Raw genomic sequence first — 12,764 nt, forward strand, 5'->3', positions numbered from 1 at the left:
GTAGAATCTTTATTATACTTAAATAATATAAAATTTTGATATATAATTTAATATAGTGGCAAAACAAGAAAATAGTGGTTTTTTATTATTAGGAGGAAAAATGGATATAAAGAAAATTTTTATAATAGAAGATGAAGATAAAATTAGAACGGAATTATGTACTTTTTTAAATAGATATGGATATGAAGCTAGTTATTCCTTAAATTTTGAAAATATAGTAGAAGAGGTTATGAAAGAAAAATATCATTTAATTTTATTAGATATTAATCTTCCTTATTATGATGGTTATTATATTTGCAGAGAAATTAGAAGACGAAGCTCTGTTCCAATAATAGTTGTAACAAGTAGAGATAGTGAAGTGGACGAGCTTATGAGTATGAATTTAGGAGCAGATGATTTCATAACAAAGCCTTATAATACTCAAATACTTTTAGCTAGAATATCTTCAATAATAAGAAGAACTTATAATAATTCTGACTCAGAAGTATTGGAATATAGAGGACTTTTACATAACTTATCTACAAGTGAAGTTGAATATAATGATAAAAAAATTGAACTTAGCAAGAATGAAAGTAAAATATTATATACTTTAATAAAAAATAAGGAAAAGATAGTATCTAGAAATGAAATAATAGAAGCTTTATGGCAATCTGATGAATTCGTTGATGATAATACATTAACAGTAAATATAAATAGATTAAGAAAAAAATTAGAGGAAATAGGAGCAATAGACTATTTAAAAACTAAGAGAGGGCAAGGGTATATATTAATATGGGATTAATGGACTTTATTAAAGAAAGAATATTATTTGTAATTATAAGTTTATCTATATTGATATTTAGCTCAATACTTTTGCGGGCTTTAAATGTAGATTCATATGCTATTGCATTTATGTTTATACTTAATTTAATTAGTGTATTAATATTTCATGTATATGACTATTTTAATAAAAAAAAGTATTATAATGAGTTGATTTCTAATTTAGATACGTTAGATAAAAAATATTTAATTTCAGATGTTGTAGATGAGGGGAATTTTATAGATAGTAAGATTTTATATTATGTAATTAAAGAAGCTAATAAAGCTATGAATGATGAAATTGCTTCTTTAAAAGTAAATAATAATGAATATAGAGAATATATAGAGTTATGGGTTCATGAGATAAAAACTCCAATATCCAGCTGTAAATTACTTATAGAAAATAATAAATCAGATACTACAAAAAGTATAGATGATGAAATATATAAAGTTGAGAACTATATTGAACAAGCTCTTTTTTACACTAGAAGTAATGCTTTAGAAAAGGATTATATAATAAAAGAATTAAACATAAAAAACTCTATTAATAAAGTTATAAAAAGAAATGCTAATACATTAATAGAAAGAAAAATAAGAATTGAAGTAAAAGATTTAGATGCAATTGTTTATTCAGATAGTAAGTGGATTGAGTTTATTATAAATCAAATAATATCTAATTCTATTAAATATATTGGAAAGGGTGAACGTATAATCAAGTTTTACACAAATAAGGTAGGAGAAAACATTATTTTATATATTGAAGATACAGGAGTTGGAATAAGTGAAAAAGATGTAATTAAGGTTTTTGAAAAAGGATACACAGGAGAAAATGGGCGTAAATTTGGAAAATCAACAGGAATAGGTTTATATTTGTGTAAAAAGTTAGCTATAAAACTTGGACTTGGAATAAATTTGACTTCAGAGCTTAATGTTGGAACTAAAGTATCAATAATATTTCCTATAAATAGAATGATGATTTTTGAAAAGTAATTTTAAATATAGTTATATTACAAAAGTGTAAGTTTTCTGTTATGTTATTCTATGGATTGAAGGCACAATAAATCTTAGAATTATCCTATAGTAATAAATAGGAGGAAAGATAATATGGGAAAAGAAGTATTGAAAGTAAGTAATATAGAAAAGTATTATGGAAGGAAAGGTAATGTTACAAAAGCAATTAATGATATAAGTTTTGCAGTTGAAGAAGGAGAATTTGTTGGTGTTATGGGAGCATCAGGAAGTGGGAAAACTACACTTTTAAACTGTATATCAACAATAGATAAGGTAAGTAGTGGACATATTTATATATCAGGAAATGATATTACAAAATTAAACTCAAAAAAGATATCAAAATTTAGAAGAGAAGAGCTAGGATTTATATTTCAGGATTTTAATCTTTTAGATACTTTAACTGCTTATGAAAATATAGCTTTAGCCTTAACGATATTAAAGGTTAATCATAAGGAAATAGATAAAAGAGTAAGAGAAATAGCTAAAAAATTAAATATAGAAGAGGTTTTAAATAAGTATCCATATGAAATGTCAGGTGGACAAAAGCAAAGAGTTGCATCTGCAAGAGCAATAATAACAAGCCCTTCATTAATATTAGCAGATGAGCCTACTGGAGCATTAGATTCTAAATCAGCTAAAATGCTTTTAGAAAGCTTGGAAAGTTTGAATAAAAGCCTTAATGCAACAATTATGATGGTTACTCATGATGCTTTTTCTGCTAGCTATGCAAGTCGTATTTTGTTTATTAAAGATGGAAAGATATTTAATGAGTTAGTTCGTGGAAATGATTCAAGAAAAGAATTCTTTGAGAAGATAATTGAAGTTATAACACTTCTTGGAGGTGACCAAAACAATGTATTCTAAGCTAGCATTTAGAAATTTAAAAAGAAGTTTTAGAGATTATACTATTTACTTCTTAACATTAGTATTTGGGGTATGTATATTTTATACATTTAATTCAATACAATCTCAAAGTATTATGATGGAATTAAATGAAGTTCAAGCATCAGCATTTGAACAAGTAGATGGTATAATGGGATATGCGTCAGTCTTTGTATCATTTGTTTTAGCGTTTCTAATTATATATGCAAATAACTATTTAATAAAAAGAAGAAAAAAAGAGTTTGGAATATATATGACATTAGGAATGGAAAAAGGAAATTTATCTAGAATAATATTTACAGAAACATTATTAGTAGGAGTAATTTCTTTAGCCATAGGATTAGGGCTAGGAGTGTTATTATCCCAAGGACTTTCAGTATTAACAGCTAAAATGTTTGAAGTAAACCTTATTAAATTTAAGTTTATTTTTTCATCAAGCTCAATGATAAAGACTTTAATATGTTTTGGAGCTATATATATAGTTGTATTAATGTTTAATTCCATATCCATAAGAAAAGTTGATCTTATTGATTTATTAACATCATCAAGAAAAAATGAAAGTATAAAGATAAGAAATATTTGGATTTCTGTAATAACATTTATTATAAGCTGCGCTATGCTTGGATATGCATACTATACTGTTTTAAAGGGTGGAATAGCTATAGTAAGTTTTAGTGTAAGTGGTATAAGCATATTATTAGGTGCATTAGGAACATTTTTATTTTTCTTTTCTCTATCAGGATTTTTATTAAAATTAGCTCAAGCTAATAAAAAACATTATTTAAAGGATTTAAATATGTTTGTATTGAGACAAATAAATAGTAAAATAAATACTGTATTTATATCTATGGCATTTATATGTTTAATGTTATTTATTGGAATTTGTATGTTGGCAGGCGGTCTTGGAATAAACAGTGCTATGAACGCTGATATAAAGGATTTAACTCAATATGACTTAACTTTATGGAATTTTAAAGGTACTAATATAGAAAAAGTATTACAGGAAAATGGTGTAGATTTAAATGAATACTCTAATGAATATGTGAATTATATAAATTACAATAGTGATTTAAAATATACTGATATTTTGTCAGAAGAAGGAAAGGAAAGCCTTAAAAATTATTATCCGGTTTATACAAATCAACCAGTTCAAATTATAGGATTATCAAAATTTAATGAAATAATGAATATGGCAAATAAGGAAAGTATAAAATTAAATAATGACGAATATGCAATATTTACAGATGTAAAAGATTCTATAAAGCCATTAAGTAAGACTTTAGATTCAAATAAGGAAATAAACATAAATGGATTTACACTAAAACCAAGTAAAATTGATGTTATTGAAGTTGTTGCTTATGATAATATGATGAAAAGTAACATATGTACTATTATAGTTAATGATTCAATTACTGAAGGATTAACACCAATGAGTTCTTACTTGAATTTAAATTATGATAAAAATAAAAGTAGTGTTGAACAATTAATTAAGGAAAAGATAGATAATGTTATTCAAAAAGAAGAAGGCAATATATATTATATTACAAAAGATAAGTTATTAGCAAGTTCATCAAGCCTTGGAGCCATAGTATCTTATCTAGGAATTTATATTGGAGGAGTATTTCTAATAACAGCAGCAGCAGTACTAGCACTTCAACAATTATCAGAGTCAACTGAAAATATTGAAAGATATAATTTATTAAGAAAAATAGGCGTAGATGAAAATTTAATAAATAGATCTTTATTAAGTCAAATAGCAATATACTTTATAATGCCGTTATCTTTAGCTTTAATACATTCAATAGTAGGATTAGAATTTTCTAAAAAGATAGTGACTATGTTTGGAAGTATAAATATAATGAAAAATATATTAATATCATTATTTATATTAATATTAATATATGGTGGATATTTTATAGCTACTTACTTTGGAGCAAAGAAAAATATAAATCAAAGAATATAATAAATTATTTTAATAGAAACAATTATTTAGAAGAGTGATATAGTTTAATTTGATAAAACTATATCACTTTTTTTATCTCATTTAATTTTATGGTAGTATATAATATGTAAGTAAGAAGTAATAATATAAAGAATAGTTGCTATTGGAAATTATAACAATAAAAAAAATAATTTAAGGAGGACTTATATGAGAATATTAATTACAAATGATGATGGAATAGATGCGAGAGGGATAATAGCTTTAGCAAAAAAAATATCTAAAAAACATGAAGTGATAGTTGTTGCGCCTAGAGAACAAAAAAGTGCATCTAGTCATTCTATATCAATTCATAGCCCTATAAAAGTAAGAGAAGAAAAAATAGATAAAAGTTTTAAATCTTATAGTTTAGTTGGAACACCAGCTGATTGTACTCAAGCAGGATTATCTTTACTTGGAGAAAATATAGATTTAGTTATTTCAGGGGTAAATAGAGGATTAAATTGTGGAACTGATATATTATATTCCGGGACAGTATCTGCAGCTATAGAAGGAGCAATATATAGTGTGCCATCAATTGCTATTTCTATGGAAGTAGATTGGAATAGAGAAGATGAGGATTATACAAAAGCAGTTAATTGGGTAAGTAGGATTGTAGATATAGCAGAAAAAAGCTATTTAAAAGATAATGTGGTTTTAAATATTAATGTTCCAGATGTAAAAGAAGAAGAGATTAAAGGATTAAAGGTTTGTAGGTTAGGAAAATCAACATATAAAACTGATTATATTTTAATAGAAGAAAATGAAGATAAGATTTATATGACAAAAGGAACGAGAAATAACATTTTAGAAGATGATTCGGATTTGTATTTTTTATCAGGGGGGTATGTAACATTAACACCACTGCATTTTGACTTTACTAATTTTAAAATATTAGATGAAGTAAAGAATATATTTGAAGATAAGGTGATGGAAGAATGGAAGACGAAAAGATAAAAGATATATTGCTACAAAGAAAAAATATGAAATTTAGATTAATAATTGAAGGTATTATCATAGGCTTAATTACAGGTGGGGTTATAGTACTAAATAGAATAGCTATAAAAAAGTTGTATAAGGTTTTTAATAATTTATATTTATGGGGAAATAAAGGCTTAATTAATGGTCTTTTAGTAATAATAGCTTTAGCTATAATAGGAATAATAGTTGGAATTATGGTTAAAAAAGAAGGAATGATTTCTGGTAGTGGTATTCCACAAGTAAAGGGAAGAGTCATAAATAAGTTAAAAATGAATTGGCTTAGAATACTGATATATAAATTTCTAGGTGGAGTGTTAGCATTATCAGCAGGGCTTTCTCTTGGAAGGGAGGGTCCATCAGTACAAATTGGTGCTTCTATAGGAGAAGGAGTTGCAGAAAAAACTTATAAAAAATTTCCTGTAAAAAAAGAGTTCTTAATAACAGCGGGGGCATCAGCAGGGCTTTCTGCTGCATTTAATTCGCCACTATCAGGAATAGTATTTGCATTAGAAGAAATCCACAGAAATTTTTCTCCATTAGTCTTATTACCTGCTATGGCAGCTGCTATAAGTGCTGACTTTGTATCGAAAAACTTTTTAGGAATGGAGCCAGCATTAAAGTTTAATACTATGAATGCATTGCCTTTAAAATATTACTGGATATTAATTATTTTAGGTATTATAACAGGAGTAATGGGGGTTGTATTTTCAAAAGGAATATATTTATTTCAAGATTTGTATTCTAAATTAGAAAGAGTGCCTCAAGAAGTTAAAGTGATGATACCATTTATAATAACAGCAGTTATTGGGTTGATAGCTCCTATGTTATTGGGAGGAGGACATGAATTAATATTAGATTTATCATCGGGAGAACAATCTATTTTATTTCTAATAATAATATATTTATTAAAGTTCCTATTATTATTAGTTTGTTTTGGATCAGGGGTACCAGGAGGCATATTCCTTCCAATGTTACTTCTTGGAGCTATTCTTGGAGATATTGTTGGAGTATTTTCAATAGATATTTTAGGTGTAAGTAGTTCATTTATAATTAACTTTATAGCACTAGGTATGGCTGGATATTTTGTATCTGTAGTAAAAGCTCCTATAACAGGTATAGTTCTTATTATGGAAATGACAGGGTCATTTAATCATTTATTATCATTATCAGTAGTTGTAATAATTTCATATATAACATCAGAATTTCTAAGAAATGAACCTATATACGAAGTCCTCCTAGAAAGACTTCTTAAAAAAGTTGGAGTAAATAAAGAGGAAAATGATAATAAGAAAACTATATTAGAGTTTGTAGTTGAAATGGGAAGCTTAGTAGAAGAAAAATTTATAAGCGAAATTGAATGGCCAAAGGATTGTTTACTTGTTTCTATAAAAAGAGGAGAAAAAGAAATAATTCCAAGGGGATCTGTAAAATTAATAAGTGGCGATTACATAGTAGCTTTAGTGAATATAGACAAAAGAGCTTTTATAATAGAAGAAATTAATAAACTTACTTTAGTTTAGGAAAATTAAAAGAGAACTATAAATTAAAATCCTTAATTTATAGTTCTCTTATTAATTTAAGATTATTAATGAAAGTAGTTAAGTTTAAATATAGCTAGAATAAAGTTACATCCTTTTTATATACTAAAAAATTTAACAAAGTTTATAACTAATATTAAGTTAATAATACTTATTAGAATAAATATAAAAGAAAGTTTTAAGAATAAGTTATATTTGAATTAAAGTCTTTAGAGATTATAGTATTAGTAATATGAAATATAGAAAATACTAGCTTAAATTATGATAATAATATTATATAAATCATAATAATACGATATATGATCTTACAAGTATAAATGTTAATATTTAACTATAAAGTATGTTTTTATAAATAGAAGTTTATAAAAGGGGAGTTGTTTTTATGATATTTAAAAAAGTGCTAAGTCTTATGATAACGTCTACATTATGTTTAGGATTATTAGTAGGATGTGGAAACAAAGATACAGGTCAAAATAGTACAAGCAAAGGAAATGATGAATCATTTACACTTAGAATTTCTACTACTGGAGAAAAAGATGATAACTTAGATATTGCAATGGAAATGTTTAAAGAAAAATATCCAAATGCAGAATTTGAAATTATATCTAGCCCTTGGAATGCTACAAGAGAAAAACAAATTACACTTATGAGTATGGGAGATATACCTGATATTTGTAAAACAGGAGGATGGGCAAAAGAATTTTATAATGATGGGCTTGCTATGAATTTGACAGATGTAATAAAAGATTGGGATATTTACAATAAACTAACACCAGGACAATTAGAGCGTATGAAATTAGGTGACGACATTTGTGCCGTAACTTACAACACAAATACTATGTATATGTTCTATAACAAGAAATTGTTAGAAAAGCTAGGAGTAGAAGTTCCCAAAACTATTGCTGATTTAGAAACTTTAGGTAAAAAAATTAAGGAAAGCGGAACCAAAACTGAAGATGGTAAAAACGTATATGCTGCAAATATATCTACAGGGAGTGTTTGGGACATATCTACTTGGGCATTTTCATTAGGCGCAGATTTTATGAACAAAGACTATACTAAAACCTTAATTGACTCACCAGAATCTATTGCAGCCCATACAAAAATGCAAGAGTTTGTTAAAAATGGTTGGGCACCTATTCCTGATGGGACATCAGATCAGCTTTGGTTCAATGGCCAATTAGCAACTTACATCACTGGTGAATGGACTATTCCTGCTACATTAGATGCAAAAATAGATGTGGGGTATGCTCCAGTACCAGCAGGACCAACAGGATTAAGTGTTGCGCCAATAGGAGGCTGTGACTGGGTTATTACTGAACAGTCTAAAAATAAAGAAAAAGCCATTGAATTTCTAAAGTTGATGTATTCAGAAGAATTCCAAGTGAAAGCTGATAGAGGTGTTACAGACTTAACTATATATGATAATCCAGAAAAACAAAAATTATGGGAAAAAGATGGAGTTCTTGAATCTAAAAAAGTTCAAAAAGAACAATTAAAAACTGCAAAATATATAACTTTTGATGGATTATATGAATTCCAAGATGCTCAAAATATTTATAAAGCTGCAGTAGAAAGAATATTAATTAATCAAGAAAATGCAAAAACAGTTTTAGAAAATACAGCTAACGAAATTAACAAAGGTCTTAAAAAGTAAGATAAAAAATGAGGGTTTGGTGGGCTATTTTTTTTAATTTCCATACACACCCTCTTATTTATATGAAAGGAATGATAATATGAAGCGGAAGTTTAAGTCTAGCTATAAAGATCAAGCTTTTGTATGGAGCATTATAGGACCAGCAATTTTATTTTTTGTAGTTATAGTATATTATCCTTTTTTAAAAAACATTTACTATATGTTTTTTAACTATAATTTTATAAAAAAGCCTAAGTTTGTTGGTCTTAATAATATTACGAAATTCTTTACTGATACTAATGCGCACACTGCTCTAAAAAACACATTTACTATAACTATTTTTAGTGTCCCACTTGTTCTTATAGTAGCATTACTTATAGCTATAGCAGTTTTTAATATGAAGAAAGGTAAGAGTTTTGTTCGTGCTTCCATTTTCTCTACTTTCTTAGTTCCAGGAGTAGTAGCAGCTATTATTTTTAAATTATTATTTGGAACAGAGAATGGTCTTATAAATATGACACTTAATAGCTTAGGATTTGATAGTATTGGATGGTTAATACAACCTTTTTGGGCTATTGTAGCAGTTATTATTGTGCATGTTTGGAATGGTACAGGCTATTACATGGTAATATTTCTTTCAGGTTTATCAAATATTAATACTCAATTGTATGAAGCAGCTAAAATTGATGGAGCTTCAATATTGCAATCTTTTAGGTATGTTACCTTACCGCAATTAAAACCAACAATTGTTTTTTCTATGATTTATGCAACGATGGCATATTTAAGAACTTACCCATCAGTAGAGCTTTTAACAGGTGGAGGACCATACCAATCTACAGAAACAATAATAATGTATATGTTTAAGCAAGGCTTTAAAACTAGAGATGTAGGATATGCTTCAGTAATAGCAGTTATTGTATTTTTAATAACTCTTGTAGTATCCATCGTTCAGATGAAAGCTACAAAATATTTTGATGATTAGGTGATTATATGAGTGAAAAGTCTACTAGAAAAAAGATTAAATTACAACCAATTTTATTAATAGTAATAATGCTTATTGTAACAGCTATATTTCTTATACCAATAATATGGATGACTTCTGCATCTTTTCAAGGACAAGGTGAATTATTTAAGATTCCTTTTAATTGGATACCTAAAGACCCAAGTCTAGAAAATTACAAATTTGCTATTGATGCAGGCGGTTTAAAGAATGCTTTTATTACTTCTACAATAACATCAATTTTATTAATAAGTATTCAAGTATCTCTTAGTACTATTACTGGATATGTATTTGGAAAGTATAAATTCCCTTTTAAAAAGACCATCTTTATGTTTATAATGATGACATTAATGATACCAGGAGAATTAACTTATTTCCCTTTATTTGATATTGTAAAAACTTTCAATCTTACTAATACTTACTTTGGATTAGTTCTTCCATTTATATATAGTGGATTCGGAATAGTATATATTTATCAATTTTCAAAATATATTCCTAATGAGATTTTAGAGTCAGCTAAGATAGATGGATGTGGAAATATAAGAACATTTTTTTCTGTTGCACTACCCATGTTAAAAAGCGCCATATCAGGTCTTGTAATTTTGGCATTTACATTTATTTGGACTGAATTTGCATGGTGTAAATCAATAATTACCCAAGAAGAAATGAGACCTCTTTCTATGGTATTAACTCAATTATCAAAGGGTTCTGATAATGCTGTAAATTATGGTGGATTAATAGCAGCAGGTGCTATGGTAATGATTCCTATCTTAATTATATTTCTAATTTTCCAAAAGAACTTTATAGAAAGTATTATTGGTTCTGGAGTGAAAGGTTAATTTTTAATGGAGGTATAAAATGAACACTAAAATAAAAAAAGTACATGTAATTTATAAAACTCACTTAGACATTGGCTTTACAGATTTTGCCCAAAATGTTTTGGATAGATACACAAATGAATATATACCTAATGCAGTAAATTTGGCTTTTAAACTTAATACACCAGAAAATAAAAAGTTTATTTGGACTGTAGGATCATTTTTAATAGATTATTACTTAAAAAATGCTTCAAAAGATGCAATTAAAAATTTCGAAAAGGCAATAAAACTTGGTTATATAACTTGGCATGGAATATCATGTACCACACATACTGAATTAATGGACAAAGAGTTATTTAAATATAGTCTTAATATAAGCAAAGAACTAGATAAAAAGTATAATAAAACAACTATTGCTTCTAAAATGACTGATGTGCCAGGACATACTATTTCTATAGTTCCTTATATGGCTGAGGCTGGTCTAAAATACATGCATATTGGTGTAAATGGGTCATCTATGGTTCCAATGGTTCCTGAAATGTTTCTTTGGAAAATAAATGGAGCTGAGTTAATTGTTCACTATGCATCTGATTATGGGGCTTCATTCTCTATAGATGGTTTAGATGAAGTACTTGAATTTGCCCATACTGGAGATAACCTAGGACCACAATCAGAAGAAGATGTTGAAAAAGAATTTAACCGTATTAAAGCCAAATATCCTAATGCCAAGGTAGAAGCATCAACATTAGATGAATTTGCTAAGGCAGTTATTAAAATAAAAGACAAACTCCCTGTCATAGAAGAAGAAATTGGAGATACATGGATACATGGAGTTGCTTCAGATCCTGTAAAGGTTGTGCAGTTTAAAACTTTATTAACATTAAAAAATAAATGGCTTAAAGAAGGATTATTAAAAGAAGGTAGCTATGAATATACAGAGCTCATGACAAACCTTATGCTTATAACAGAACATACCTGGGGACTTGATTATAAAAAATATTTAGCGGATTTTAAAAATTGGACTAAAGAAGACTTTTTAAAAGCAAGAAAAGCTGATATTACCACTTTAGAGTCTCTTACAATAAGAAATATTCAAATTTATGAATGTTTAAAAGATGATATCGCTAAGTATAGAAATGGTGAATTTAAAGGTTCTTATAAAGAATATGAAAAATCTCATGAAGAACAGAGAGAATATATTTTAAAAGCCATTGAAAAACTTCCAAGAGAACTAAAAGAAGAAGCAAAGTTAGCCTTAAATAATATTATTCCACTAAAAAAATCTATTGAAGGAAATCTCATTAAAATAGGTGATTTAATAGAAATTAATGGATGGAAAGTTAAGTTTAATGGGGAAGGAGCTATTAATCATCTTGAATGCATGGATAAAAAATGGATTAAATCTGGAGAGTTAGGCAAATTACAATATGAAGTTTTTGATGCTAAAATTTGCTCAGATAATTACTATAAATACAATAGAAATTTTTATGAAACTATGTGGTGGTCAGAACCAGATTTTTCAAAACCAGGTCTAGAATTTGTGGATGATTTGGAAAATATTTGCTATAATTTTAGTGTGACAAGTATAATAAAAGAAAAAAATAATATATATGTTTCTATTAAATCTGATGATGAAGCTGCCTCAAAGTATAGTTCTCCAAGAATAGCTGAAATAACTTATAACTTCGATAAAGATGTTATAAGATGTAACCTTCAATGGTTTGATAAAGATCCTGGAAAAATACCTGAAGCTATATGGTTTAAAATGAAGTTTGATGTTGAAAATCCAAATAGGTTTATGATGAAAAAAATAGATCAATTGATTTCTCCATTAAATGTATTAAAAGGTGGAAATAGAAATCAACATTGTGTAGAAGCACTATATTATCATGGAGCAGATGGCGTTATAGAAATTAAAAATATACATTCACCACTAGTAAGTGTAGGTGGTAGAAATTTATATAAAATGGATCATAAATTTAATAACTTAGAAAATGGTTTCTATTTTAATTTATTTAACAACAGATGGGGTACAAATTTTAAGATGTGGTGTGAAGATAATTGCTATTTTGATTTTGAAATAAGAATAAAAACAAATTAGTTGTATTATTAGGTGCAGCTT

Annotated in this window: 10 protein-coding genes; all 10 read left to right on the top strand. The window is 27.1% G+C overall.

Annotated elements, in window-relative coordinates; genetic code table 11:
- The first annotated feature begins 100 nt into the window (after positions 1-100).
- The 10 genes from ACZJV1_RS05125 (at position 101) to ACZJV1_RS05170 (ending at position 12,743) form a co-directional block, all read left to right on the top strand.
- Entirely contained in the window at positions 101-781 is a 681-nt protein-coding gene (locus ACZJV1_RS05125; protein ID WP_463651649.1) for a response regulator transcription factor, read from the top strand.
- Positions 772-1,788, top strand: coding sequence for a sensor histidine kinase (locus ACZJV1_RS05130; RefSeq protein WP_463651650.1), 1,017 nt, complete (start codon positions 772-774; stop codon positions 1,786-1,788). The genes ACZJV1_RS05125 and ACZJV1_RS05130 overlap by 10 nt, the downstream gene beginning before the upstream one ends.
- A 114-nt stretch (positions 1,789-1,902) precedes the next feature.
- Positions 1,903-2,673, top strand: a complete 771-nt coding sequence (locus tag ACZJV1_RS05135) for an ABC transporter ATP-binding protein (RefSeq protein ID WP_463651651.1) — start codon at positions 1,903-1,905, stop codon at positions 2,671-2,673.
- The gene (locus ACZJV1_RS05140; protein ID WP_463651652.1) at positions 2,663-4,654 is read left to right on the top strand and encodes an ABC transporter permease; all 1,992 of its coding nucleotides are present in this window, start codon (positions 2,663-2,665) and stop codon (positions 4,652-4,654) included. The genes ACZJV1_RS05135 and ACZJV1_RS05140 overlap by 11 nt, the downstream gene beginning before the upstream one ends.
- Positions 4,655-4,840: 186 nt before the next feature.
- On the top strand, positions 4,841-5,626 hold the full coding sequence (surE, locus tag ACZJV1_RS05145; protein ID WP_463651653.1) for a 5'/3'-nucleotidase SurE: 786 nt from the start codon (positions 4,841-4,843) through the stop codon (positions 5,624-5,626).
- Positions 5,608-7,170 carry a ClC family H(+)/Cl(-) exchange transporter gene (locus ACZJV1_RS05150; RefSeq protein ID WP_463651654.1) on the top strand — a complete coding sequence of 521 codons (1,563 nt, stop codon included), beginning with the start codon at positions 5,608-5,610 and terminating at the stop codon, positions 7,168-7,170. Before surE ends, ACZJV1_RS05150 begins: the two co-directional genes overlap by 19 nt.
- Positions 7,171-7,570: 400 nt before the next feature.
- Complete coding sequence (locus ACZJV1_RS05155) at positions 7,571-8,845, top strand: ABC transporter substrate-binding protein (protein ID WP_463651655.1); 1,275 nt, start codon at positions 7,571-7,573, stop codon at positions 8,843-8,845.
- Between the two features lie 79 nt (positions 8,846-8,924).
- Entirely contained in the window at positions 8,925-9,806 is an 882-nt protein-coding gene (locus ACZJV1_RS05160; protein ID WP_463651656.1) for a carbohydrate ABC transporter permease, read from the top strand.
- Positions 9,807-9,814: 8 nt separating this feature from the next.
- Positions 9,815-10,663, top strand: coding sequence for a carbohydrate ABC transporter permease (locus ACZJV1_RS05165; RefSeq protein ID WP_411170180.1), 849 nt, complete (start codon positions 9,815-9,817; stop codon positions 10,661-10,663).
- Between the two features lie 19 nt (positions 10,664-10,682).
- Positions 10,683-12,743, top strand: coding sequence for a DUF5054 domain-containing protein (locus ACZJV1_RS05170; RefSeq protein WP_463651657.1), 2,061 nt, complete (start codon positions 10,683-10,685; stop codon positions 12,741-12,743).
- The last annotated feature ends 21 nt before the right edge of the window (positions 12,744-12,764 follow it).

This window comes from Clostridium sp. LS3 (assembly GCF_055330225.1).

Excerpts from the sequence above, each read along its gene's own strand:
- ACZJV1_RS05125 (WP_463651649.1), top strand. The coding sequence starts at position 101 with ATGGATATAAAGAAAATTTTTATAATAGAAGATGAAGATAAAATTAGA.
- ACZJV1_RS05130 (WP_463651650.1), top strand. The coding sequence starts at position 772 with ATGGGATTAATGGACTTTATTAAAGAAAGAATATTATTTGTAATTATA.
- ACZJV1_RS05135 (WP_463651651.1), top strand. The coding sequence starts at position 1,903 with ATGGGAAAAGAAGTATTGAAAGTAAGTAATATAGAAAAGTATTATGGA.
- ACZJV1_RS05140 (WP_463651652.1), top strand. The coding sequence starts at position 2,663 with ATGTATTCTAAGCTAGCATTTAGAAATTTAAAAAGAAGTTTTAGAGAT.
- surE (WP_463651653.1), top strand. The coding sequence starts at position 4,841 with ATGAGAATATTAATTACAAATGATGATGGAATAGATGCGAGAGGGATA.
- ACZJV1_RS05150 (WP_463651654.1), top strand. The coding sequence starts at position 5,608 with ATGGAAGACGAAAAGATAAAAGATATATTGCTACAAAGAAAAAATATG.
- ACZJV1_RS05155 (WP_463651655.1), top strand. The coding sequence starts at position 7,571 with ATGATATTTAAAAAAGTGCTAAGTCTTATGATAACGTCTACATTATGT.
- ACZJV1_RS05160 (WP_463651656.1), top strand. The coding sequence starts at position 8,925 with ATGAAGCGGAAGTTTAAGTCTAGCTATAAAGATCAAGCTTTTGTATGG.
- ACZJV1_RS05165 (WP_411170180.1), top strand. The coding sequence starts at position 9,815 with ATGAGTGAAAAGTCTACTAGAAAAAAGATTAAATTACAACCAATTTTA.
- ACZJV1_RS05170 (WP_463651657.1), top strand. The coding sequence starts at position 10,683 with ATGAACACTAAAATAAAAAAAGTACATGTAATTTATAAAACTCACTTA.